Raw genomic sequence first — 24,608 nt, forward strand, 5'->3', positions numbered from 1 at the left:
CCGGATTTCCGCCCCCGCCGGCGCGCCCCCTCGGCCCGCCGCGCGCCCCCGACCTGCGGCGCGCCCGCGCGCGAGGCGCGTACGTCAGGTGCGGTAGAGCGCCTCGACCTCGCTGGCGTACGCCTGCTCGATGGCCTTCCGTCTGAGCTTGAGGGACGGCGTGAGGAGCCCCTGTTCCTCGCTGAACTGGGCGGCGAGTATCCGGAACGTACGGATCGACTCGGGGTGCGAGACCAGCGTGTTGGCCGCCACCACGGCCCGCCGGATCTCGGCCTCCAGGTCGGGGTCGCGGACCAGCTCGGCCGGCGGCAGACGGGGCTTGTCGCGCATCTGGAGCCAGTGCGCGACCGCGTCCGGGTCGAGGGTGACCAGCGCGGCGACGAACGGGCGGTCGTCGCCGACCACGATGCACTGCGCGACCAGCGGATGTCCCCGCACCCGCTCCTCCAGGGCCACGGGTGAGACGGTCTTACCGCCGGAGGTGACCAGGACCTCCTTCTTGCGGCCGGTGATGGTGAGGTAGCCGTCCTCGTCGAGGGCGCCGATGTCGCCGGTGGCCAACCAGCCGTCGCGCAGCGCGGCGGCGGTCGCCTTCGGGTCGCCGAGGTAGCCGGCGAAGACCTGCCCGCCGCGCACCAGCACCTCGCCGTCGTCGGCGAGACGCACCGTGGTGCCGGGGATGGGCTGGCCGACGGTGCCGAAGCGGGGGCGCTCCGGGGGGTTCGCGGTGGCCGCCGCCGTGGACTCGGTCAGGCCGTACCCCTCGAAGACGGTGATGCCGGCGCCCGCGAAGAACAGCCCGAGCCGCCGTTCCATCGCCGAGCCGCCCGACATGGCGTGACGGATGCGCCCGCCCATGGCCTCGCGCAGCTTGCCGTAGACGAGCTTGTCGTAGAGCTGGTGCTGGACGCGCAGGGCGGCGCCGGGGCCGCCGCCGACGCCGAACGCCTTGCGTTCGGCCGCCTCGGCGTACCGCACCGCCACCTCGAACGCCTTGTCGAAGGGGCCCGCCCTGCCCGCCGCCTCGGCGCTGCGTCGGGCCGCGGCGAAGACCCGCTCGAAGATGTGGGGAACCGCCAGGATGAACGTGGGCCGGAAGGCGCGCAGGTCCGGCAGCAGGGCGGCGGCGGACAGCTCCGGTTGGTGGCCCAGCTTCACCCGGCACCGCACGGCGGCGACCTGCACCATCCGCCCGAAGACGTGGGCCAGCGGCAGGAACAGCAGGGTGCTCGCCTCGTCGCCGGGCCGGGAGTGGAACACCGACTCGTAGCGCGCGACGATGTTGTCGGCTTCCGCCATGAAGTTGGCGTGGGTCAGCACGCAGCCCTTGGGGCGGCCCGTCGTGCCCGAGGTGTAGATGATCGTCGCGGTCGAGTCGGGGGTCAGCGCCAGCCGGTGCCGGTGCACCACGTCGTCATCCAGGTCCCGCCCGCTGGCGAGCAGGTCCGCCAGCGCCCCGGCGTCCAGTTGCCAGAGCTGGGTGAGCCGGGGCAGCCGGTCGATGACGGAGCCGACGGTCATGGCGTGGTCCTCGTGCTCGACCACGCACGCCCGGACCTCGGCGTCGTGCAGCGTCCACAGCACCTGCTCGGCGGACGAGCTGGGGTACAGCGGTACGGACTGGGCGCCGATCGACCACAGCGCGAAGTCGAACAGGGTCCACTCGTAGCGCGTGCGGCACATGATGCCGACCCGGTCGCCGAACCGTACGCCCCGCACGAGCAGCCCCTTGGCCAGGGCCATCACCTCGTCGCGGAACTCACCCGAGGTCACGTCCTGCCAGCGGTCGTCGACCTTGCGCGCGAACGTCACCCGCCCCGGGTCGTCGGCGGCATGGTCGAACACGACGTCCGCCAGCCCTCCGACCTGCGGCGCCGTCGCCAAGGGTGGGACGGTGAACTCGCGCAACTACTCACTCCTCGGGCTCCACGCAGCGCCGCGACCGTACCCGATCCCGCGAGCGTCGGGCGGTGGCGCTCCGTATGCGATGGCGATGACATCGCCGCTGGTCAACGCGGTGAGACGGGCCTATTCGTAACCCCTTGGGCGGGCATCGGGGTGGTGGCGCGATCTTTGTGGCCGGATTCTGCACCGAATCTTTCCGAACGAGGCACCCGGGCTCTACACCCGCGCACTGGCTTTCTGTCGTTTCTGTCCTTTCCGTCGCCGAGGCGGGGTCGTCGGACGGTCGGAGTGGCCGGCCGGAGTGGCCTGCCGGCGGGCCCGGTCGAGCCGGCCCGGCATGGGCGCGACGTGGGGCACGGCATCGCTGTGGCGCTGCGGTGGCGCCCGTGGCGCACGCTCGGGCTTGTCATGGCGCCACATTGGCGCCATGATGGCGCCATGGACCTCGCACCGTACGTCGACAACCTCCGACACGAACTGGCGGTGGCCGCGGCGGCGGGCGGCGACGAAGCCCGCGCGCTGGCCGAGCGACTCACCGCCCCGCTGGAGTCGGCCGCCCGGCTCACCCTGTTGAACGCGCTGTCCGCCGCGGTGGACGAGATCACCCGCGAGCTGGCGCCGGGCTCGGTCGACGTGCGGCTGCGCGGGCTCGACCCGGAGTTCGTGGTGACGGCGCCGCCGGAGCAGGAGGTGTACGAGCAGGCGCGGGAGCGCGAGGACGCGCCGAGCGGCGTGCCGGCGTCCCCGCCGCCGCCCGCGCCGGAGGGCGAGGACGGCGGCACGGCCCGGATCAACTTCCGGCTGCCCGCCCACCTCAAGACCCGGATCGAGGAGGCCGCGAGCCACGAGGAGCTCTCGGTCAACGCCTGGCTGGTGCGGGCGGCGGCCACCGCCCTGGAACCCGACGCCGGCGGGCGCGGCCCGAGCCGTGGCCGCCGCCGCGGCGGCCAGAGCTACACCGGCTGGGTGCGCTAGCCGCCGGCGCACGGCCCGCCATCCCGGCGCCCGCCGTGCTCCGCGCGCCCGCCGCGCCGCCAGCGCCGCACCAGCATCAGGCCGCCCCACAAGGCCGCGGCCAGCACGCAAGCCATCACCCAAGCCCAGAACGGGACCGCCATGCCTGAGTTCGACACGCCCGAATCCATCTCCGTGACCATCGAAGGCGACTTCGGCGACACCCGCGTCACGGCCGGCAAGCGCGCCGTGACGGTCGTCGAGGTGCTGCCGGACAACGGCGCCGAGGAGAACGACGTCCGGGCCGCCCAACAGACCAAGGTCACCTACGCGAACGGCACCCTGCTGGTCAAGGGCCCCAAGCGGCGCTCCCTCTTCGGCCGTACCGGGACCCTGGACGTGACCATCGAGTTGCCCGCGGGCTCGCACGTGCAGGGCGGCATGGCCGTCGGGGACGTCATGTGCGAGGGCCGCTTCGGACATTGCGACCTCAAGGTCTCGGTCGGCGACATCCGGGTCGGCGAGGCCGAGCGCGCCCACCTCAGGACCGGACTCGGCGACATCACGGTGGACCGCGTGGTCGGCGACACCGAGATCAACGGCGCGGGCCGGGTCGCCGCCGGGACGCTGGGCGGCGCGGCCACGATCAAGAACCTGCACGGCGAGACGACCATCGGCGAGGCCGGCGGCGACCTACGGGTCAACTCCTCCAACGGCCGGATCTCCATCGGCGTCGCCCACGCCGGGGTCGACGCCAGATCCGCCCACAGCGGCATTCGGGTCGGCGAGGTCGCGCGCGGCACGGTCACGCTCCAGACCGGCACCGGCGACCTGGAGATCGGCATCCGGGAATCCGTCGCCGTCTGGTTCGACGCCCACTCAGGACTGGGAGCGGTCCGCAACACCCTGGCCCCGACCGAGGAACCGCGCGCCACGGACGAGAGCGTCCAGGTACGCGCCCGCACCCGACTCGGCGACATCCTGCTCCACCGCTCCTGACCCACCCCGCACCCCACCCGTCCAAGTTCCCAGCCCCACCCCGTAGTTCACCGCCCCGGCCGCCCTCCCAGGCGGGCGCCTTCCACCGCGTACCGAGCCCCGCCCCCTCGACGCCTCCACGGCCCCGGGTGCGGCCCCGTACGCCTCGGCTCTCCCGCCTCGCCCCGTCGCACCCGCCGCCCGTGCCCGCGACCACCCGCCGCGACCGGATCAACCACGCCCGCGCGCCCGGCGCAGTAGCGCACCACAGACGGGCCACGCGCCACGGGCAAGCCGGCGTAACCAAGTAGCCGCAACAGTCACCGCCGCAGCGGTACGCCACGGACTCCCGGCGCGGACGCGCGACGTAGGCGCACGAAACGAGCGCGACAGCGCCGCCGACCGCTCAACTAGCCCGTATCTGAGGACAGTTGACGGCAAGACGCGCCGCGTACCGGCCCCGCCCGCGCCCCCGTACGACCGCCCGCCGATACGCGCCACCCACCCACACCCGCCGCAACGCCGACCTCCCCTGCCCGCGACGGCACCCCACCCCATCAACCAACCACCCACCCAGCATCACAGCCACACCCACGACGACAGCACCCACCACACCCACCCACCACCACACCCACCCACAACCAAGAAAGAAGAGGCTCATGCCCGCCACTCATACCGGGGCGTCGACTGTCGTCCCCACGGCAGCGGCGATATCCGCAGCCGGGTTGCGCAAGTCCTACGGCGACAAGCTGGTGCTCGACGGCATTGACCTGCGCATCGCCGAGGGAACCATCTTCGCGCTGCTCGGGCCGAACGGTGCCGGCAAGACCACGACCGTGGAGATCCTGTCCACGCTGATCGCCGCGGACGCCGGCGAGGCCCGGGTCGCCGGCTGTGACCTGGCGCGCGAGCCGGACGGCGTACGCGCCGCCATCGGTGTCACCGGCCAGTTCGCGGCGGTGGACAACCTGTTGACCGCCGAGGAGAACATGTTCCTGATGGCCGACCTGCACCACCTCGGCCGCGCCGAGGGCCGCCGCCGCACCGCCGCGTTACTGCGCCGCTTCGACCTGGCCGACGCGGCCCGCAGGTCGGTCGCCACCTTCTCGGGTGGCATGCGACGCAAGCTCGACCTGGCGATGACGCTGGTCGGCGATCCGCGCATCATCTTCCTCGACGAGCCGACCACCGGCCTCGACCCGCGCAGCCGCCGCACCATGTGGGACATCATCCGCGAACTGGTCGCCGAGGACGGCGTCACCATCTTCCTCACCACGCAGTACCTGGAGGAGGCCGACCAACTCGCCGACCGCATCGCGGTCCTGGACCGTGGCACGCTGATCGCCGAGGGCACCGCCGAGGAGCTCAAGCGCCGCATCCCGGGCGGCCACATCCAACTCTCCTTCGCCGAGCCCCATCGCTTCCAACTCGCCGCCGAACTCTTCGAGACGGCCGTACGCGACGCCGAAAGCCGCACCCTGCGCATTCCCAGCGACGGCAGCGTCTCGACGCTGCGGGCCGTGCTCGACATCCTGGACGGCGCCGCGCTGGAGGCCGACACGCTCACCGTGCACACCCCCGACCTCGACGACGTCTTCCTGACCCTCACCAGCCCCGCCCACCCCACCACCAGCCGGAGCGCGTCATGAGCACTGCTTCCCACGCCGTCGCCGACTCGATGACCATGCTGCGGCGCAACCTGCGACACGCCCTGCGCTACCCGTCCATGACGTTCGCGGTCGTCGGCATGCCGGTCATGATGCTGCTGCTGTTCAACTACGTCTTCGGCGACGCCCTGGGCACCGGCATCGCGGACGCGCCGACGGGCAGCGGCGACTACATCGACTACGTGGCGCCCGGCATCATCCTGATGGCGGCCACGTCCGGGTCCCTGGTCACCGCGGTCGGCGTGTGCGTCGACATGACCGAGGGCATCGTGAGCCGGTTCCGCACCATGGCCATCTCGCGCGGCTCGATCCTGACCGGGCACGTGGTGGGCAGCGCGATCCAGACCATGGTGAGCATCGCGCTCGTCGTCGGCGTCGCGCTGGCCATCGGCTTCCGGCCGAACGCCAACCCCGCCGAGTGGATCGCCGTCATCGGCCTGCTCGCCCTGGTGACGCTGGCGCTGTCCTGGCTGGCCGCCGCCATGGGCCTGGTGTCCAAGAGCGTCGAGACCGCGAGCAACGCGCCCATGCCGCTCCAGTTCCTCCCGTTCATCGGCAGCGCCATCGTGCCCCCGGAGTCGATGCCCACCGGCGTGCGCTGGTTCGCCGACTACCAGCCGTTCACGCCCGTCATCGAGACGCTGCGCGGGCTGCTGCTCGGCACCGGGATCGGCAACAGCGGCCTCATCGCCCTCGCCTGGTGCGCCGGCCTCACCGCGATCGGCTACCTGTGGTCGCGGGTGGCGTACGACCGGATCGTCAAGCGGTAGCGCGCCGGGGGACACCCCCACACCGGCCCCCGGTCGAAACCCGCCCCTCCCGCGAGGTTCGGCCGGGGCACGGGCGCGCCCCCGGTCAGCCGCCCCGGTGCAGCCGGTCCCCGGCCGCGAGGAGCGCCGCGGCCAGCGCGTCCGCGCCACCGTGCGCGGCGCCCGCGCCCGCGCCGCGCAGCAGCGCGAACTCCACCGAACCCAGGTCGGGCAGGCCCACCCGGTCCGGCACCCGGACCAGGCCGGGCGGGATCATGCCCCGGGTGTGCGCCATGACGCCGAGCCCGGCCCGGGCCGCGGCGACCAGCCCGTTCAGGCTGCCGCTGGTGCACGCGATCCGCCAGGCCCGGCCGTGCCGCTCCAACACGTCGAGCGCGCGGGCCCGGGTGAGGCCCGGTGGCGGGAACAGGATCAGCGGCAGCGGCCGGTCCGGCTCGATCCGTAGCCGCTCGCTGCCGATCCAGACCAGCCGGTCCCGCCACACGAGCTGGCCCCCGGGCCGGTCGGGCGAGCGCTTGGCCAGGACGAGGTCCAACCGCCCGGCCTCGAGCAACGCGTGCAACGTCCCCGACAGCTCCACCGTCAGCTCCAGGTCAACACGCGGATGGTCACGCCGGAAGCCCTCCAGGACCTCCGGGAGCCGGGTCAGTACGAAGTCCTCGGAGGCCCCGAACCGGAGCCGGCCGCGCGGCCTGGCGCCCGCGAACCAACGCGCCGCGCGCTCGTTCGCCTCCAGGATCGTGCGGGCGAACCCCAACATCGCCTCGCCGTCCTCGGTCAACTCCACGCTGTGCGTGTCACGGAGAAAGAGTTGCCGGCCGGCCGCCGCCTCCAGCTTGCGCACCTGCTGGCTGACCGTCGACTGACGCAGCCCGAGCCGCTGCGCGGCCTGCGTGAAGCTCAGGGTCTGGGCGACCGTACGGAAGGTGCGCAACTGCGCCGGGTCGAACATGCCGCCACCGTAGCCCGTCATCGCGAACCGTGATGACAGTGAGAACGGTATGCGCCTTTCCCGATGAGCGCAGGCTGCGGCAGGGTGGCCGGGTACCGGCCGCAGCGGCCGGAGAGGCTTACGACCGGAGAGGGAGCCCATGCGCCGCCCCGCCCTCGCGATGCCCGGCTGGCTGCCGCTCGACGGGTTCCTCCTGGCGCTGGTGGCCAGCGTCGGGCTGGCCGCCCTGCTGCCGGCCACCGGGCAGGCGGCCGTGGTCGCGGACGACACCACCACGGTCGCCGTCGCCGGCCTGTTCTTCCTCTACGGCGCCCGACTCTCGGCCCGCGAGACGACGGCGGGGCTCGCCCACTGGCGGCTCCACCTGTCCGTCCTCGCCTGCACCTTCGTGCTCTTCCCCGCGCTCGGCCTGGCCGCCGGGGCGCTGGTCCCGCTGGTGCTGACGCCCCAGCTCCACACCGGACTGCTCTTCCTGTGCCTGGTGCCCTCCACCATCCAGTCCTCCATCGCCTTCACCTCGGTGGCCCGCGGCAACGTGGCCGCGGCCATCGTCGCGGGCTCCTTCTCCAGCCTGGTCGGCGTGGTCGTCACGCCGGTACTGGCCGGGCTGCTGCTCGGCGCGAGCGGCGGGTTCTCGGTCGGCTCGCTGCTGTCCATCGCGCTCCACCTGCTGGTGCCGTTCCTGGCCGGACAACTGCTGCGCCGCTGGGTCGGCGGCTTCGTCGCCCGCCACCGGCGCGTGCTCGGGTACGCCGACCGGGGCTCGATCCTGCTGGTCGTCTACACCGCGTTCAGCCACGGCATGGCCGACGGCGTGTGGCAGCAGGTCACCTGGGCGCGGCTGCTCGCCCTGCTCGGCGTGGAGGCGGCGCTGCTCGCCACGATGCTCACCCTGACCTCGTACGGCGCGCGCCGCCTCGGCTTCCCGTACGCGGACCGGGTGGCGATCACCTTCGCCGGCTCGAAGAAGAGCCTGGCGGCGGGGTTGCCCATGGCGAGCGTGCTGTTCGGCGCGGACGCGGGACTCGCGGTGCTGCCGCTCATGCTCTTCCACCAGATGCAGCTCATGGTCTGCGCGGTCCTGGCCAGGCGGTACGCGGCCCGCACCCCGCACACCCCGGCGCCGCCCCCCACCCCAGGCACCACCGCCCCGACGCCCCGGCCGAGCGACGCGGCCCGCGCCTCGTCGGCCTAGGAACCCCGGCGCGGGCCGCGCACGCCCCCGGGGCCTGCCGCCAAACGGTCCGCGTGCCCCGGCCCCAAGGTTCCGCCCCCGGCGCCGCCCCTCACCCCAGGTACCACCGCCCCGACGCCCCGGCCGAGCGACGCGGCCCGCGCCCCGTCGGCCTAGGACCCCCGGCGCACGGGCCGCGCACGCCCCCGGGGCCTGCCGCCGAACGGTCCGCGCCACCCGGCCCGAGGTTCCGCCCCCGGGGCCGGCCGAGCGCGGACCGCCTCGCGGGCCGACCCTCCGAGGGGGCCACCCTCCGAGCGGGCCCACCCTCCGAGCGGGCCGGGCCGCCGGCGAACACGCGTCGGCCCCGGCCGCTCGTGGGCGACCGGGGCCAACGCGCGCGGAGTGCGTCAGGGCTGGCGTACGCGATCCAGCGGCAGCCACAGCACCGCGCCGTTACCGGCGATGCCCTGCGCTGACGTGGAGCCCAACCGCTCGATGTCGGCGTCCGGCAGGGCGCGGTCGACGACCAGCACCTCGTCCAGCGCGCCCGTCAGGTGGGAGCGGCTGTCGACCTTCTGTCCGACGTGCACGCCGAAGACCGAGTTGCGGCTGACCGAACCGGCCGGGGCGGGCACCGAGGTCGGGGTGCCGTCCACGAAGAGGGTGAGTTCGCCGCCGCCGCGACGCAGGGCCAGGTGGTGCCAGCGGCCGTCGTTGTACGCGCCCGCCGTACGCACCGTCGTCGTCGTGGGCGGCGCCGCGCCCGCCACCGTCAGTATGGACGCGGTGATCCGGTCGCTGCCCGGCTCGCCACGCACCGCCACCTGGGGCGACTTGTTGCCGACCCCGCCCATCCACAGGAAGGGTTGCTCGCCGCCGGTGGCCTCGTACCGGAACCACAGGCTGACGGTGAAGTCCCGCTCCCGAAGCGGCAGCGTCTCGCGGAACGGCAGCCGCACCGCGTCGTCGACGCCGTCGAACTCCACCGCCCGTCCGAACCGCCCGTCGCCCGTGCGCGCCCCGCCCAGCACCGCGGCCGGCCGCGCGCCGCGTCCGCCGTCCGTCGTCGTCGGGTCGGGCCCGCGGCGCGGCCCGAGCCAGTCCTCGGTCAGGCGCGCGAAGCGGATCTCGTCGCGGGCGTCCACGGCCCCGCCCTCGTACGCCAGCCCGACCTGGCCGTTCGACAGGGCGACCAGGTCGGAGTAGCCGGACCAGTCGGTGGTCACCACCGCGCCCCGGTCCACGCTCTCCCAGGTGCGGCCCTCGTCGTAGGAGGAGCGGATCATCATCGTGCGCCGCCGGTCCGGGTCGGCCGGCGCGGACAGCAGCAGCCGGTCGGGACCGCGCCGGCCCGCGCTGGGCAGTCGGATCACCGCGCCCTGCACCATCGGCGTGTACAGGTCGGGCAGCGCGCGGAACGGCGCCTGGAAGCTCTCCCCACCGTCCTGGCTCACCGCGGCGTCCCGATGGCCGAGGTCCTTGCCCTCCTGCTCGCGCCCGTTCACGTAGATGCCGCCGTCCACCCGCTCCACCAGCGTCAGTTCGGACGGCTTCTGCCGGAACGTCCCGTCGGGGGCCAGCGGCCACGTGTCCCGCGCGCCGAGCCGCCACGAGTCGCCGCCGTCGTCGCTCAGCGCCAGCGCGGCGTGGTTCTCGGTGATGCGGTCGGTCCCGTAGCTCTCCGCGTTGACGCCGAACACCAGCCGGCCCGCGTGCTTGCCGCGGGTGAGCTGGATGCCGTGCACGGGGCCGGTGGCGTACCACGCGTCCCAGCGCGGATCGCGGATCTCGCCGCTGATGTCGCGCGGCGTCGACCACGTCGCCCCGTCGTCGTCGCTGTGCTGCAGGTGCGGCCTGCGGTCGCAGGGGACCTCACAGTTCCCCGCGTCGGCCCGCCCCTTGTTGTACGTGCTGGCCAGCAGGACGCGGCCGGTCTCGCGATCCACGATCGGTGCCGGATTGCCGTGCGTGTCGCCCGCGCCCTCGTCGATGACCTGGAGCTTGGACCAGGTGCGCCCGCCGTCGAAGGAGCGCTTGAGTACGAGGTCTATGTCGCCCGCGTCGCCGCAGTTGTCCACCCGTCCCTCGGCGAACGCCAGCACGGTCTTGTTTCGGGTCTCGACGAGGGCGGGAATCCGGAAACAGGCGTAGTCGCCGTCATCGGGCGCCTTGAAGAGCACCTGCTGCTCGATGCCCGGCCGAGCCGCCGCCGCTTCCTGCCCCGGCACCACGGCCCGCACCGGAGCGGGCAGCAGGGCCAGCAGCAGAAAGGCCCACAGCGTCGTACGGCGCGCGCGGCGCAGGCGTGCGCGGCGCACGCGCCCGCCGCGGCGAGGAGTGCGCCGGCGGACGCCGCCGCGCCGGCGCTCGTTGGTGTCGTATGGGTCAGCCGAGTCGTACGAACCGGTGGTGTCGTACGAGGTGGGGGCTGACGAGGTGGGGGCTGAAAAGGTGTCGGCTGGGCGCGCCTCGTGTGGAGGCTGAGTGGATGGGGATTGCTGAGATCTACCGCCTCTAGCGGGGTCTGCGTGAAGTTCTGACGCCATACTCGGACCTGCCCTTCGAAGGCATCTGGACATCAAGACATCCCACGTCCCATGTGCGCTGCGCAGAAGTTACTTCTCTCCCGACTACCCCCACAAGAACCGCGCGCCGCGCGGGCTTCACTCGCTCAGGGGAACCAAGAACGCATGGTCGAAGGCGCGGGACGGCGCCGCCCCACGCCGCGCGCCAGCCTCACCCGCCCCCTCCGCCGGCCGCACCCACTGCCACCCGGCTTCCCCTGCGCCGCCCGCGAACTGACGCCGAGTCGGCCACGTCTCGCCACCCCGGCGCGCGCCACGCCCGCCACGCCGGCGCGCGGTCCGCCGCCTGGCACGCCCCCACTGTGGCGGCGTACGGCGCCCGCTGACGATCGGGCACCCCCCTCCGAACGGCCCGGGAGCGGGCCAGCCCGCATCGGAGCTGACGGAGAGCGGGTCCGAGGGGTCAGCGCCGGTACCCGTTGAGGAAGACATGGATGCCGGCGGCGATCCTGTCCTCGACGTCCTCCTGTGTGGGTGTGCCCAAGCCTGGCCGGGCGGGGTCCGCGGCGGAGATCAGCAGCATGAGGTGGATGGCCGCCCGGTCGGGATCGGCGGTGCGGAGCAGCCCCTGCTCCGACCATTGACGGAGGTAGGCGGCGAGCGCGCGGCGGACCCGCAGCGGGCCGGTCTCCTGCCAGACGTCGATGGCGGCCTGCGGGATGTGGCCGGCGTCGGCGTGGACCTGGCGTACGAGCGCGAAGTGCGCCGCGTGCGTGCCGGTCATCGGGGCGGTGAACTCCCGGCCGAAGTCGAGGAGATCGGCCTCCAGGTCGGTGATCTTGCGCAGGTGCCGGTCGATGATGGCGAGCTGGGCTTCGGCGGCCAGCGTGGCGCTCTCCCGGATGGTGGCCTGGAACAGCTCGGCCTTGTCCCCGAAGTGGTTGTAGATGGTGCGCGTGGAGACCCCGGCTTCGGCGGCGATGGCGTCGATGCTGGCCCGGGCGTAGCCGTCCCGGGCGAAGACGGTCAGCGCACCGCCGAGGATCGCCTTCCGCTTGTCCGCCGACCTGCCTCGGGGGCGTCCGGCTGCGGTGTTCTGACTGGTCACGCTGGGTCCTCCAAGTTTTTTGCAGCGAGCGTTTTACTAATTACCACGAGCGTTGTACTTTAACTCGTGCTGAGGCGCACAGCACCGCGGTACGTCATTGCGCCTGGACATCAAGTCGAGGAGAGACCCATGCTCAGAATCGCCATCATCATCGGCAGCACCCGGTCGAGCCGCAGGACGGCCGTCGCGGCCGACTGGGTCGCCCAGGTCGCCGCCCGGCACGCGGCCGTCACCCGCGGAGAGGTGACCTTCGAGACAGTGGACCTGGCGGACCACGCGCTCCCCGTCCTGGACGAGCCGCTCCCGGCCCTGTTCGGTGACTACCGCCACCCACACACCATGCGGTGGGCGCGGGCCGTCGACTCGTACGACGGGTTCGTCTTCGTCACCCCGGAGTACAACCACTCCTTCCCCGGCGCGTTGAAGAACGCGATCGACTTCCTGTACGCGGAGTGGAACAACAAGGCGGCCGGTTTCGTCAGCCACGGCGTACACGGCGGCACCCGCGCCGTGGAACACCTGCGGCTGACCATGACCGAACTCCAGGTCGCCACCGTGCGCACCCAGGTCGCCCTCTCGGCCTTCACCGACTTCGAGATCACCGACCCGTCCGAGCCGGGCGTCATCACCCCGGGCCCCCACCAGGAAACGACGTTGAACGAGCTGCTGGACGAGGTCATCGCCTGGTCCGGGGCGCTCAAGCCGCTCCGTACGCCCACCCCGCAGGCAACACCCGCGTAGCGGCAACGGGCGTCCGGGCCGCTACGCGAACAGCGACGACTCGCCCGCCGAGTGCGCCCCCGGTCACCCCCACCTCACCCCGGCGCCGGCCCGGCTACTCCTCCCAGCTCACCCGCTCCGCGCCCGCGTACACGTTCATGTCCGCGCCCCGCAGGAAGCCGATCAGGGTCAGCCCCGTCTCCTCGGCCAGGTCGACCGCCAGCGACGAGGGCGCCGACACCGCGGCGAGCACCGGAATGCCGGCCATCACCGCCTTCTGCGCCAGCTCGAAGGACGCGCGCCCCGACACCAGCAACACGCTGGAGGACAGCGGCAGCCGCCCCTGCTGGAGGGCGCGGCCGACGAGCTTGTCCACGGCGTTGTGGCGGCCCACGTCCTCCCGTACGTCCAGCAGTTCGCCCTCCGCCGTGAACAGCGCGGCGGCGTGCAGCCCACCGGTGCGCTCGAACACGCGCTGCGCCGCGCGCAGCCGATCCGGCAGCGCGGCCAGCACGTCGGGGGAGAGGACGACCGGTGTGGCCGGATCGCCCACGGGCCAGCGCGCGGTCGTACGCACCGCCTCCAGGCTGGCCTTCCCGCACAACCCACACGACGAGGTGGTGTACACGTTGCGCTCCAGCCCGATGTCAGGCAGCGGCACACCTGGCGCGAGGTGCACGTCGACCACGTTGTACGTGTTGGCGCCCCGGGCCCCGGCGCCACCCGGGGCGCTTCCGGCGCCGCCCCGCGTGTCGATCACGGGCAGCCCCGCGCCACCCCGCCCCACCCCGCCGGCCCGTCGCCCGACGGCGGCGGGCAGCGGCGCGGTCGTCCACCCGGCAGCCACCCCGCCACCCCCGCCCGCCGCGACACCCAGCCCACCGGGCGGCCCGTCGACCAGCTCGTCGGACGGCTCGTCCCGTGGCGCGGCGACCGCCCCCGCGCAGTACGCGATGGTGGCCAGGTCGCTGTCGCTCGCGAGCACACCCTCGCTCACCAGGAACCCGGCGGCCAGCGCGAAGTCGTCCCCCGGAGTGCGCATCGTGATCGCGAGCGGCTTGCCGTTCAGCCGAATCTCCAGCGGCTCCTCGGCCACGAGCGTGTCGGGCCGCGTACTGACCTTGCCGCCACGGATGCGTACCACGCGCCGTCGCTCGGTGACCCGTCCCATGGTGTCGATCCATCCTGGTCGTCCCGATACCGTCGGCCAACCCGCGTACGCGCCGGCCCTGCCTCCCGCATTGTCACCCATCGCGGCACGTCACGAGCCGGACGCGAGTCCGACGAGGTACCCGGACCACGGTCGCCGAAACCGCTCCGCCGACCCGAAGAAGCCGTCACCCTGCGTGCGCACCCCATCGCTCTGCGGCCGTGGGCTGACACGCCTCCCGGACCCCTCGTGAGGTGCGGATACGCAGGTGAAACGCACTGCGAATCCTTGGTATCGTTATCCATGTCGCCGCGGGGAACCGCGGAGCACACCTGGTCCGGGTGGCGGAATGGCAGACGCGCTAGCTTGAGGTGCTAGTGCCCTTTATCGGGCGTGGGGGTTCAAGTCCCCCCTCGGACACCAGCTAAGACCCCAGTTCACCTGGGGTTTTCTGCGTTTCTGGGGTGGGGTGTGACCCACCGCATGACCAACAGCCCAGAGATGTCCCAGGCCAGACCTGAGACGACAGGCCAAGCCTGTTCCGGTCCCCCCGAATCTGTTGGCAGACCCCGTTCCCAGCCTGGCCGACAACCCGTCTCGTGCGCTGCTCCCACCAACCAGCGAAGCGAGCCCCGGCCCACTGCGGGCCGGGGCTGTTTCGGTGCTTCGGCGTGGCGCGCGGCGTCAGTGGTCGCGCTGGGCCTCCTTGGCCGCTTGCCGGGAGGTCTTCGGTGCCTCGTAGCGGACCAGACACCCTGGATAAGGGAAGTGGTGCAGGTTCTTCACTGTGCCGCCCCGGTCGCAGGCCAGGGCCGTGTACTCCCGTTCCTCGTCAATGGGGGCTCCGACCTTTACGGCGACGCGTCCGTGTTCCTTCGACTCCGCTTCCCACACCGTCGATCCGCGCCGCTCAGCAACCAGCCGCGAAGACACGGGCTGGACAGCGCTCAGCACCTCGCCGGGCATCGTCGTCGCAGTCACGTTGGCCGTCCTCTCCGAAACGCGAGGGACCGGTCCCCGGGCGGGGACCGGTCCACTTGCTGGTGTCGAGATCCCTACGTGGTGACGTAGGGCCTCCCGTCATCGCTGTCGCGCTCCCCGCGGCATGCTCGGACCGCGGAGGCCGATGCTGTGAGGAACGGCGAAGTGTCGCGGAATGGACGGGACCGAGCGGGTGTTCGGGCAGGCATGAGCACTGACCAGCGCAGCATCACCAACCCGGACACCCTCCACGATCCGGCACCGTTCGGGTACAGCCATGCCGTGTCGGCGCCCGGCGAACTCGTCTTCATCGGCGGGCAGTACGCCTCGGACGCCACGGGCGCTCCCGTGCCCGGGGACTTCGCCGCGCAGGTGGAGTTGGCCTTCGACCGGCTGCGGTCGGCGTTGGAGGGGGTCGGGCTCGGGTACGAGCACGTGGTGCGCCTCGGTACGTTCATCGTCGACCACGACCTGGACAAGCTGGAGGCTCTCGGCAAGGTGGTGCACGCCCGGTTCGGCGACCGGCTGCCGGCCCAGACGTTGAGCGGTGTCGCCTCCCTCGCGCTGCCGGGGATGCTGTTCGAGGTGGACGCGGTGGCCGTCCGGTCCTAGCCGATGCCGTACGCGGCGAACTCGCCGGCCGGGCCTGCTCGCAGGAGTGGTCGGGCCCGGCCGCTCACGCGCTGTCGACGAGGAGGGTGAGGCCCGCGATGACGCCGACGACCGCCAACAGCAGTACGAGGCACACCAGCAGGACCCCCCAACCGGTCACGAGTCCGGCCAGCGCCAGCCCGCGGCCCTCCCCGCCCAGTCCGCGCCCACGGAAGCGTCCCAGGTGGCCCGCCATGACAGCCACCAGCGCGCACAGGAACGCCATACCGACGAAGATCCCGGGGTTGAGCCAGCCCGCGGGCCCGGCGAGGTTGCCGAGCGCGGCGATGGCGGCGAGCGCGCAGTAGGCGCTGGCCCTCGCGGGGCGGTTCCGCCCGGCCCGCGCCGACCCTTCCTCCTCCGATGCCTGCCGCACGCTCCCGGAAGCGTTCACGACCGTTGTTTCCCCCTGATCCCGTTCGCGTGCGCGTGGACACCTGGTGCCGGCGCCTGGCCCCTGGCGGCGGAGTACGGTGCCCGGTCCGGATGTCGGGGTCATCGACACCAACCCACTCGGCGGACACGGACCCACCCACCCGGCGCTGGATGCTACGGCACGCGCCCGGGCGCCGGAGGAGATCCCCCGCACGGTTGAGACCGGAGATCGGATGCCGGAGACCGGAGGCAGCAACCCGTGCCCCGACACTGGGTGAGTGGGTGAGTGGGTGAGTGGGTGAGTGGGTGAGTGGGTGAGTGGGTGGGGTGGGTTCAGAGGTAGGTGCCGGTGACGTTGCGGGCGACCTTCTCGCCGGTGGCCAGGCCCTGTTCGGCGTCCCACCGGTAGTGGACGCCGAGGTAGATGCGGCTGATGGCGTTCTCGTGGGTGGCGGCCGAGAGCGTGTTGAACCGTCGGGTGGCGGTGCCGCCGTCGGTGGTCGCGCTGAACGCGATGGCGTCGGTCGCGAAGTAGGTCCGCAGGACGCTGCCCCAGGCGCCGGCGAAGGTGGCGTGGCCCGACACGTAGGCGGGGAAGGCGGGCGTGTAGCTGGTGCCGTCCAGGTCGGAGGAGAGCGGGCGCCAGGCCGGGTCGGGTGTCGTGGCCGGATTGCCGTCGCTGTCGGCGAGGTTGATGGCGGACACCGGCCGCCACAGGTCGATCGGCGTGTCGTACTTGGCGTCCCAGGCGGCGACCGCCGCGTCCGCGAGGGCGATCGACAGGACGGCGAAGAGTCGCACGTTCTGGGTGGGTGTCAGCGCCTGCTTGCGGGCGATGATGCGGGCGTGCTGGTAGAGCTGTGAGGTGGGCTTGTAGGTGCCGTCGAGGTCGTTGGCCCAGAACCTGCCGATGTCGCTCTGTTCCGGGGTGCGTACCACCGTCGTCAGCGGTGTACTGGAGTGTCCTCCGAAGACCCGTACCTCGTGGAGTTGTTCGGCGTACTGGCTGCTGCGCAGGAGGTCCTGGTAGGTGGTGAAGCCGCCTGGTGGGCCGGGCCGGAACTGCCCGGGGGTGGACTCGCCGAAGGGCCGCACCCGGCCCCAGTGCGGGGTCACGGCCGGGCCCGAACCGGTGGTGCGCCAGGATCCGGGGACGCCGTCGGGGGTGTAGGTCACCGTGGTCGCCTCCCCGTCGTTCGCGCGGGCCTGGACCAGCGCCTGGGCCGCGCCTCGGCCCACGGCGGCGCCCTTGTCCTTCTCCGTCTGGGAACTGGTGTCCTGGGACAGGGCGAAGCCGTAGTTCCCGTCGAAGGAACCGGAGGGGTAGAGGGCGTGCAGGGCGGTGTACGCGGCGGTGGCGATGGCCGCGTTGAGCGACGCGGTTCCCAGCACCGGCTGCTTCGCCAGGTAGGGGCGACCGATGGAGACGAGCGAGTTCGCCGCGTCGTACATCGCCAGGTGCATGATCGCCGCCGCCCTCGCCGCGGGCCCCGGGGCCCCGCCGGTGGCCTTGACGGCGCCCTCAAGGATCTTGCTCCAGTACAGGACGGGCTCGTACGGCGCGTCCGCGGCGCGGGCCAGTGGCAGGCCGGTGGTCAGCGCGGTGGCGGCCCCGGCCGTGAGGCCGAGGAGGACGGTGCGGCGGCGCGGCGTGCCGCCGCCCGGTATGCCGTCAGGAGATCTGGACACAGTGGTACCCCCCTCTGAGTCTGCGGATCGAGACGGATACTCGCCTGCGCCCCCAGGGGTGTCAACGGCGCGTCCCGGTGCCCCCGGCGCCGGGATCGGACGCGCGCCGCCGCGTCCCGAGGAGGGCGGATCAGCGTGCCGGCCTCCAGGGGTAAGGCGCGTGCCGGCCTCCAGGGGTGCGGTGCGTGCCGGCCGCCGTGGTGGGGTCGGTCGGCAACGGGGTGGGCGGCGGTGCCGGTCTGGCATCGGCGGTCGCACCGGCCGGTCCCACCGGCCGCACCCGCTCCGCGTGCCCCTGCGGGCGTCATGGCGGACACTTCTTCATAAGGGTCGGCGCGATGCGCGCGGGTCGAGGTGAGGGTGTTCGCCGTGCTTGATGTCCCGCTCTGGTTGTGGGGGGCGTTCGCCGCGACGGTGGTGGTGTCGTTGGCGGTGGACCTGCTGTCCCACCGCACCGCGCACGTCATCGGTTTCAGGGAGGCCGCCGCCTGGAGCGGCCTGTGGGTGGGGCTCGCCCTGGTCTTCGGCGCGGTCGTCTTCCTCGTCCTCGGTACCACCGCCGGCACCGAGTACACGACGGCGTGGCTGCTGGAGAAGAGCCTGTCGGTGGACAACCTGTTCGTCTTCGCCGTGATCTTCGCGTACTTCCGGGTGCCCCGCGCCTACCAGCACCGGGTGCTGTTCTTCGGCGTCATCGGCGCGCTCGTCTTCCGAGGGATCTTCCTCTCCCTCGGCGTGGCCGTGGTCAGCCGCTTCACCGCCGTGCTGTTCGCCTTCGCCGCTGTCCTCTTCTACAGCACGTACAAGCTCCTCAGGGACGAGGAGGAGAGCTTCGACCCGGGCCGGAGCTTCGCCGTGCGGATGCTCCGCAAGGTGATGCCGGTGCGGGACGAGTACGCGGGGGCGAAGTTCTTCGTCAGGGAGGCCGGTAAGCGGATGGCGACGCCGCTGCTGGCGGTGGTGGCGGCGATCGAGGCCGCCGACCTGATCTTCGCCGTCGACAGCGTGCCGGCCGTCCTCGCGGTCAGCGACGACGCGTTCATCGTCTACACCAGCAACGCGTTCGCCATCCTCGGGCTGCGGGCCCTCTACTTCATGCTCGCCGGCCTCCTGGACCGCTTCCACTACCTCAGCAAGGGCCTGGCGATCATCCTCGCCTTCATCGGGGTCAAGCTCATCCTCCAGGCGTCCCACAAGCTGATCAGCCCCGACATCCCGGAGATCCCCTCCCCGGTCAGCCTCGCCGTCATCGTCGTCGTGCTGGCCGGGGCCGTGGTGCTCAGCGTCCGAAGGCCGCCCCCGCCGGGGCCTCCGTCAGGCCCTTCGCAAGGGCCTGACGAAGAGGACGCCGACGCAGCCGCCGAGCGGGCCCAGGCGTCCCGCGTACGGCCGGTGGCGGACCCGGCGCCGGCGGCCGGGCCGCCGGGCCGGGACGGTGCGGCCACGCCCCCCGAGGGCGGGCGGGGGAGCGGTGAACTTCCCGACCCGCCAGTACGGAGATACCGTAAAAACATGGTCAAAGCGAAGCGCGAGACCGAAGCGTACGAGTGCCCGACCTGCAAGAAGTCCGTGCCGGCCGCGGTCCACCGCCGCAAGACCCTGGGCGCGTTCGTTCCCGTCTGGGGCCCGGGCGCGTGCCAGAACCGCGACTGCGACGACTTCCGGCTGGAACCGGACCGCAAGCGTCCTTCGGCTCCCTGAGGCAACCGGCAGCGTGGTGCGGGGGCTCCGGCCCCTGCCCGCGCCCCGGGGCGCGCCCGCGCCCGACGGCGGCGGGTGGCAGCCGCACGGCGCGCGCCAGGGCTCGGTCGGGTCCGGATCGGCTCTGGCGTCGTCGCCGGTGCGGGTGCGGGTGCGGGCCCGTCAGGCGTCGATGATGACGGGGATGATCAGCGGCTTGCGGCGGTAGGTGCGGAAGGCCCAGTTGGCCACGGCACGGGCGACGAGTTGTTCGAGCTGGTGCGCGTCTCCGACGCCCTCCTCGGCCGCCTTGGCCAGGGTCTTCTCGATCACGGGGATGACCGGCTCGAAGGTGGCGTCGTCGTGGACGAAGCCGCGGGCCAGGAAGTCGGGCGGCTCGGTGAGGGCGCCCGTGTCGGCGTCGACGATCGCCACGACGGTGACCACGCCCTCCGCCGCGAGGGTGACCCGGTCCTTGAGGGACGCCTCGGTGGCGCCGCCGACCGTCATGCCGTCCACGTACACGTTGCCGGCGGGCACCTTGCCGGTGATCGAGGCGCGGCCGTTGACCAGGTCGACCACGACGCCGTCCTCCGCGATGACGACGCGGTCGGGCGCGACGCCGGTACGGATGGCCAGGTCGGCGTTGGCCCGCAGGTGCTTCCACTCGCCGTGCACGGGCATCACGTGCCGCGGCTTGACGATGTTGTAGCAGTACACCAGCTCGCCCGCGCTGGCGTGGCCCGAGACGTGCACCTTGGCGTTGCCCTTGTGGACGACGTGCGCGCCCCACCGGGTCAGCCCGTTGATCACCCGGTAGATGGCGGTCTCGTTGCCGGGGATCAGGGAACTGGCGAGCAGGACGGTGTCCCCCTCGCCGATGCGGATCATGTGGTCGCGGTTGGCCATGCGGGAGAGCGCGGCCATCGGCTCACCCTGGGACCCGGTGCACACCAGGGTGATCTGGTGGTCCGGAAGGGACTCCAGCTCCTTGGTGCTCACCACCAGGCCGGGCGGGACCTGGAGGTAGCCGAGTTCGCGGGCGATGCCCATGTTGCGGACCATGGACCGGCCCACGAAGGCGACCTTGCGGCCGTGCTGGTGGGCGGCGTCCAGGACCTGCTGGATGCGGTGGACGTGGCTGGCGAAGCTGGAGACGATGACCCGCCGCGGGGCGGTGCGCAGAACCTGCTCGATCGCCGGGTTCAGATCGCGTTCGGAGGTCGTGAAGCCGGGCACCTCGGCGTTGGTGGAGTCGGTGAGGAAGAGGTCGACGCCCTCCTCACCCAGTCGGGCGAAGGCGCGCAGATCGGTGATCCGGTCGTCCAGCGGGAACTGGTCCATCTTGAAGTCGCCGGTGTGCAGCACCATGCCGGCGCCGGTGCGGATCGCCACCGCCAGGCCGTCCGGGATGGAGTGGTTGACCGCGACGAACTCGCAGTCGAAGGGGCCGAAGCCGCGCCGGTCACCCTCGCGCACCCGTACCGTACGGGGCCGGATGCCGTGCTCCTTGAGCTTGGCCTCCAGGAACGCGAGCGTCAGCTTGGAGCCGACCACGGGGATGTCCGCCCGCTCCCGCAGCAGGTACGGCACGCCGCCGATGTGGTCCTCGTGGCCGTGGGTCAGCACCACGGCCACGATGTCGTCCAGGCGGTCCCGGATCGAGGTGAAGTCGGGGAGGATCACGTCCACCCCGGGCTGGTTCTCTTCGGGGAACAGCACGCCACAGTCGACGATCAGGAGCTTGCCGGCGTGCTCGAAGACGGTCATGTTGCGGCCGATCTCACCGAGACCGCCCAGAGCGACGATCCTCAGCCCCCCTTTGGGCAGCGGTGGAGCGGCTTTGAGTTCGGGATGCGGATGGCTCATATCCCGACGCTACCGGAGGGTCACGTGGGTGATCCATCGCAGGGCAACCGAACGGTGCGGCCGGCGGGGCTGCGGTGCGCTGGTGCGGGTGGGTGCGGGGCTGTGGTACGGGCGGCGCGGAGGGTGCGGAGGTCAGGCCCGTCCGGGCGGCAGGCGGGGTGGGTCAGGGACGCGGCAGGCGCGGATCCGCCCTGACGATGGTCGTGGTGGTCAGCAGGTCGGTGATGAGGTTGTGGTTGAGCGCGTGCCGACCGGCTGGGGGACCTCGTCCTCCAGGAGGCCGGGGACACCGTTCTCCCCGCTGCGCCGTCTGCGTACGTTGGCGACGATGTGCGCGGCGCGCTTGGGGCTCCACCGCTCCGCCGGTCGCAGCCGGCTCAGCTCGTCACCCACCTGGGCCCAGGCCAGCGGTTGTGGGTGGGGCCCGTGTCGCAGGCAGTGCTGCGCGAGGCAGACGAGTACCAGCCTCTCCTCCGGGCTCAGCTGCCGGATGTCGGCGCGGGTCTCGCGGGTCTCCTCCTCGTACCGCTCGGGCCCGTCCCGTGGGCCGGGTGGCTGGCCCGGTGCGGTGACGCGGACCTCCAGCAGGTGTTGGTGGCGTGAGGAGACCACGAACAAGGGGGTGTACCCGGTCGGCAGGTGTGCCTGGTCGCCGCCGAGCACCAGCCTCGGGCCGGGGAAGAGGATGGGCAGCCTGCCGGTGTTGTGCAGCACCCAGTGGGCGGACTCGCGGACGATCAGCCCCTGTCGTCGGCTGACGAGCGCGTCGGTCGGGCTGACGCAGACGTGGACCTCGGGCTCGTTGCGCCCGAACAGCAGCCTGGAGTTCGCGTCGGGCGCCACCCGCATGCCGCCGTTCGCGCCCAGTACGAAGAGCGTGTCCGGCAAGGACGCGGGTACCGTGCGGCTCAGGCTGCCGAACCCCCTTGGCAGCAGGCTGTCTTGGTTCGCCGGGATCGCCGTCACCCTGTCTCCTCGACCGGCGCCACGCGGTACGGGGACGCGCTCGCCGGACCGGCCGGAAGAAAGCGTCGTGAGCCCGGCGCGGCAAGGTGTCAGGAAAGCCGCCGTGCGCCTCTCTGTCGCGTTTTCATGGGCTCGACGCAGGGGGGATGGGTGGCCAGCGAGAAAGTTGACTACGGGGCTGCGTGGCCACCTTCTCGGCCCGAGAGTGGGTGGCATCTTCGGTATCGTGGCGCCCGTTCCGACGGTGACTGGTCCCGAGTCCGCAGGGCTCGTGGGTCCTCTTCATGTTGCCGTGTTCCGTTTCCGCCAGGTCTTTGACCGCTCTCCCGCACCGCGGTGTCAGAGCGCGGTCTGTCATGCCCGAAAGAGAGCATCTGTGACCACTTACGACACCCGTACCGGCGCCCACGCCAACACCGACGGAGCTGAGCGGCTCGGCCTCGCCGGGGCCGCGGCGTACGACGCCAACGCGATCACCGTCCTGGACGGCCTCGACGCCGTGCGCAAGCGGCCCGGGATGTACATCGGTTCCACGGGGGAGCGGGGACTGCACCACCTCGTGCAGGAGTTGGTGGACAACTCCGTGGACGAGGCGCTGGCCGGGGTGGCCGACCGGATCGACGTGACGATCCTGGCCGACGGTGGCGTGCGGGTGGCCGACAACGGCCGGGGCATCCCCGTGGGCACGCATCCGGTGGAGCGGCGGCCGGCCGTCGAGGTGGTGCTGACCGTGCTGCACGCGGGTGGGAAGTTCGGTGGCGGGGGATACGCGGTCTCCGGTGGCCTGCACGGCGTGGGCCTGTCCGTGGTCAACGCCCTGTCGACCCGGCTGTCGGTGGAGATCTGGACCGAGGGCCACCGGTGGACACAGGACTACGCGAACGGCGCCCCCGCCGGACCGCTCGTCCGCCACGAGGGCACCTCCCGGACGGGCACGTCGCTGACGTTCTGGGCGGACGGCGCGATCTTCGAGACCACCCACTTCTCCTTCGAGACGCTGGCCAGGCGCTTCCAGGAGATGGCGTTCCTCAACCGGGGGCTCACCCTGACCCTGACCGACGAACGTCCCTCCGCGCGCGCGACGGCCGCGCCCGACGAGGTCGGCACGGACGCCGTCGCGGAGCGGGCGGCCAAGACGGTCTCGTACCGCTACGCCGGCGGCATCACCGACTTCGTCGCCCACCTGGGCGCCCGCAAGGGGGACCCGGTGCACCCGTCGGTGATCTCCTTCGACGCCGAGGAACCCGAGCGCGTGCTGTCGGTCGAGGTCGCGATGCAGTGGAACACCCAGTACACCGACAGCGTCTACTCGTACGCCAACGCCATCCACACCCACGAGGGCGGCACCCACGAGGAGGGCTTCCGCGCGGCGCTGACCACCGTCGTCAACCGCTACGCGCGGGAGCGGAGGCTGCTGCGCGAGAAGGACGACAACCTCGCCGGTGAGGACATCCGCGAGGGTCTGACCGCGATCATCTCGGTCAAGCTGGGCGAGCCGCAGTTCGAGGGCCAGACCAAGACCAAGCTCGGCAACACCGAGGCGAAGACCTTCGTGCAGAAGGTGGTGCACGAGCGGCTGACCGACTGGTTCGACCGCAATCCGAACGAGGCGGCCGACATCGTGCGCAAGGCCCTCCAGGCGGCGACCGCCCGGGTCGCGGCCCGCAGGGCGCGCGACCTGACCCGCCGCAAGGGCCTGCTCGAGACGGCGTCGCTGCCGGGCAAGCTCAGCGACTGCCAGTCCAGCGACCCGGCGCGGTGCGAGATCTTCATCGTCGAGGGTGACTCCGCCGGCGGCTCGGCCAAGTCCGGCCGCGACCCGCGGTACCAGGCGATCCTGCCCATCCGCGGCAAGATCCTCAACGTCGAGAAGGCCAGGATCGACAGAATCCTGCACAACCAGGAGGTGCAGGCGATCATCTCCGCGTTCGGCGCGGGCGTGCACGAGGACTTCGACATCGCCAGGCTCCGCTACCACAAGATCATTTTGATGGCGGACGCCGACGTCGACGGCCAGCACATCAACACACTGCTGCTCACCTTCCTCTTCCGCTTCATGCGACCGCTGATCGAAGAGGGCCACGTCTACCTCTCCCGCCCCCCGCTCTACAAGATCAAGTGGAGCCGGGAGCACGTGGAGTACGCCTACTCCGACCGCGAACGCGACGTGCTCGTCGAACGGGGCCGACAGGCCGGCCGCCGGGTCAGGGACGACTCCATCCAGCGCTTCAAGGGCCTGGGCGAGATGAACGCCGAGGAATTGCGCGTGACCACCATGGACCCCGACCACCGGGTCCTGGGCCAGGTCACCCTGGACGACGCGGCCGTCGCCGACGACCTGTTCTCCGTCCTGATGGGCGAGGACGTCGAGGCGCGCCGCCACTTCATCCAGCGCAACGCCAAGGACGTCCGCTTCCTCGACATCTGACGCCCCCGGGCCCACCGGGCCCGGGGCCCCGCCCCCGCCCCCGCGACCGCCGCCGAGGAGAGC

At 72.3% G+C, this 24,608-nt stretch carries 18 protein-coding genes, 1 tRNA gene and 1 pseudogene; 10 read left to right on the top strand and 10 right to left on the bottom strand.

What is annotated here, in order from left to right; genetic code table 11:
• Positions 1 to 84: 84 nt before the first annotated feature.
• Positions 85 to 1,908: an AMP-dependent synthetase/ligase gene (locus H7H31_RS29265; protein ID WP_187060275.1), complete on the bottom strand. Its 1,824-nt coding sequence runs from the start codon at positions 1,906 to 1,908 to the stop codon at positions 85 to 87.
• Between the two features lie 435 nt (positions 1,909 to 2,343).
• Between H7H31_RS29265 and H7H31_RS29270 the strand changes: the two genes are divergently transcribed.
• The 4 genes from H7H31_RS29270 to H7H31_RS29285 all read left to right on the top strand — a co-directional run bounded on the left by H7H31_RS29270 (position 2,344) and on the right by H7H31_RS29285 (position 6,274).
• Entirely contained in the window at positions 2,344 to 2,880 is a 537-nt protein-coding gene (locus H7H31_RS29270) for a hypothetical protein (protein ID WP_187060276.1), read from the top strand.
• A 141-nt stretch (positions 2,881 to 3,021) separates the two neighbouring features.
• Positions 3,022 to 3,858: a DUF4097 family beta strand repeat-containing protein gene (locus H7H31_RS29275; protein ID WP_187060277.1), complete on the top strand. Its 837-nt coding sequence runs from the start codon at positions 3,022 to 3,024 to the stop codon at positions 3,856 to 3,858.
• Between the two features lie 638 nt (positions 3,859 to 4,496).
• Entirely contained in the window at positions 4,497 to 5,486 is a 990-nt protein-coding gene (locus H7H31_RS29280) for an ATP-binding cassette domain-containing protein (protein ID WP_187060053.1), read from the top strand.
• The gene (locus tag H7H31_RS29285) at positions 5,483 to 6,274 is read left to right on the top strand and encodes an ABC transporter permease (RefSeq protein WP_187060054.1); all 792 of its coding nucleotides are present in this window, start codon (positions 5,483 to 5,485) and stop codon (positions 6,272 to 6,274) included. Before H7H31_RS29280 ends, H7H31_RS29285 begins: the two co-directional genes overlap by 4 nt.
• An 85-nt stretch (positions 6,275 to 6,359) precedes the next feature.
• On the opposite strand, the gene H7H31_RS29290 is transcribed toward H7H31_RS29285, so the two are convergent.
• Positions 6,360 to 7,226, bottom strand: coding sequence for a LysR family transcriptional regulator (locus H7H31_RS29290; RefSeq protein WP_187060055.1), 867 nt, complete (start codon positions 7,224 to 7,226; stop codon positions 6,360 to 6,362).
• Positions 7,227 to 7,365: 139 nt separating this feature from the next.
• On the opposite strand from H7H31_RS29290, the gene H7H31_RS29295 reads away from it, so the two are divergent.
• The gene (locus tag H7H31_RS29295; protein ID WP_187118122.1) at positions 7,366 to 8,421 is read left to right on the top strand and encodes a bile acid:sodium symporter family protein; all 1,056 of its coding nucleotides are present in this window, start codon (positions 7,366 to 7,368) and stop codon (positions 8,419 to 8,421) included.
• Positions 8,422 to 8,810: 389 nt separating this feature from the next.
• Here H7H31_RS29295 and H7H31_RS29300 read toward each other — a convergent pair whose 3' ends face one another.
• Positions 8,811 to 10,721, bottom strand: a complete 1,911-nt coding sequence (locus tag H7H31_RS29300) for an exo-alpha-sialidase (protein WP_372455952.1) — start codon at positions 10,719 to 10,721, stop codon at positions 8,811 to 8,813.
• 670 nt (positions 10,722 to 11,391) lie between these two features.
• On the bottom strand, positions 11,392 to 12,036 hold the full coding sequence (locus tag H7H31_RS29305; protein WP_187060358.1) for a TetR/AcrR family transcriptional regulator: 645 nt from the start codon (positions 12,034 to 12,036) through the stop codon (positions 11,392 to 11,394).
• Between the two features lie 129 nt (positions 12,037 to 12,165).
• On the opposite strand from H7H31_RS29305, the gene H7H31_RS29310 reads away from it, so the two are divergent.
• Positions 12,166 to 12,777 carry an NADPH-dependent FMN reductase gene (locus H7H31_RS29310; protein WP_187060359.1) on the top strand — a complete coding sequence of 204 codons (612 nt, stop codon included), beginning with the start codon at positions 12,166 to 12,168 and terminating at the stop codon, positions 12,775 to 12,777.
• Positions 12,778 to 12,871: 94 nt separating this feature from the next.
• Here the strand turns inward: H7H31_RS29310 and fdhD are convergent, their stop codons facing one another.
• Complete coding sequence (fdhD, locus tag H7H31_RS29315) at positions 12,872 to 13,927, bottom strand: formate dehydrogenase accessory sulfurtransferase FdhD (RefSeq protein WP_187118123.1); 1,056 nt, start codon at positions 13,925 to 13,927, stop codon at positions 12,872 to 12,874.
• 314 nt (positions 13,928 to 14,241) lie between these two features.
• On the opposite strand from fdhD, the gene H7H31_RS29320 reads away from it, so the two are divergent.
• A tRNA-Leu gene (locus H7H31_RS29320) sits at positions 14,242 to 14,329 on the top strand.
• A gap of 261 nt (positions 14,330 to 14,590) precedes the next feature.
• Here H7H31_RS29320 and H7H31_RS29325 read toward each other — a convergent pair.
• A complete protein-coding gene (locus H7H31_RS29325; RefSeq protein ID WP_187061646.1) occupies positions 14,591 to 14,887 on the bottom strand; it encodes a hypothetical protein in 297 nt (98 codons plus the stop codon).
• A 207-nt stretch (positions 14,888 to 15,094) separates the two neighbouring features.
• On the opposite strand from H7H31_RS29325, the gene H7H31_RS29330 reads away from it, so the two are divergent.
• Positions 15,095 to 15,499 carry a RidA family protein gene (locus H7H31_RS29330; RefSeq protein ID WP_187061647.1) on the top strand — a complete coding sequence of 135 codons (405 nt, stop codon included), beginning with the start codon at positions 15,095 to 15,097 and terminating at the stop codon, positions 15,497 to 15,499.
• 64 nt (positions 15,500 to 15,563) lie between these two features.
• On the opposite strand, the gene H7H31_RS29335 is transcribed toward H7H31_RS29330, so the two are convergent.
• Both H7H31_RS29335 and H7H31_RS29340 read right to left on the bottom strand, forming a co-directional pair.
• Positions 15,564 to 15,932 (bottom strand): DUF4190 domain-containing protein, encoded by a 369-nt coding sequence (locus tag H7H31_RS29335; protein WP_187061648.1) that lies wholly within the window; start codon positions 15,930 to 15,932, stop codon positions 15,564 to 15,566.
• A gap of 314 nt (positions 15,933 to 16,246) precedes the next feature.
• On the bottom strand, positions 16,247 to 17,602 hold the full coding sequence (locus H7H31_RS29340) for a vanadium-dependent haloperoxidase (protein WP_187061649.1): 1,356 nt from the start codon (positions 17,600 to 17,602) through the stop codon (positions 16,247 to 16,249).
• A gap of 369 nt (positions 17,603 to 17,971) precedes the next feature.
• Between H7H31_RS29340 and H7H31_RS29345 the strand changes: the two are divergent.
• Positions 17,972 to 18,904: pseudogene (locus tag H7H31_RS29345) on the top strand (TerC family protein); the annotation flags it as partial.
• A 561-nt stretch (positions 18,905 to 19,465) separates the two neighbouring features.
• Here the strand turns inward: H7H31_RS29345 and H7H31_RS29350 are convergent.
• Entirely contained in the window at positions 19,466 to 21,151 is a 1,686-nt protein-coding gene (locus tag H7H31_RS29350; protein WP_187061650.1) for a ribonuclease J, read from the bottom strand.
• A gap of 210 nt (positions 21,152 to 21,361) precedes the next feature.
• Complete coding sequence (locus H7H31_RS29355; RefSeq protein ID WP_232110134.1) at positions 21,362 to 22,117, bottom strand: FHA domain-containing protein; 756 nt, start codon at positions 22,115 to 22,117, stop codon at positions 21,362 to 21,364.
• A 376-nt stretch (positions 22,118 to 22,493) separates the two neighbouring features.
• Here H7H31_RS29355 and gyrB point away from each other — a divergent pair, with 376 nt between their 5' ends.
• A complete protein-coding gene (gene gyrB, locus H7H31_RS29360) occupies positions 22,494 to 24,545 on the top strand; it encodes a DNA topoisomerase (ATP-hydrolyzing) subunit B (protein ID WP_187061651.1) in 2,052 nt (683 codons plus the stop codon).
• Positions 24,546 to 24,608: the final 63 nt, after the last annotated feature.

Source organism: Streptomyces buecherae (genome assembly GCF_014295035.1).
Lineage (GTDB): Bacteria > Actinomycetota > Actinomycetes > Streptomycetales > Streptomycetaceae > Streptomyces > Streptomyces youssoufiensis.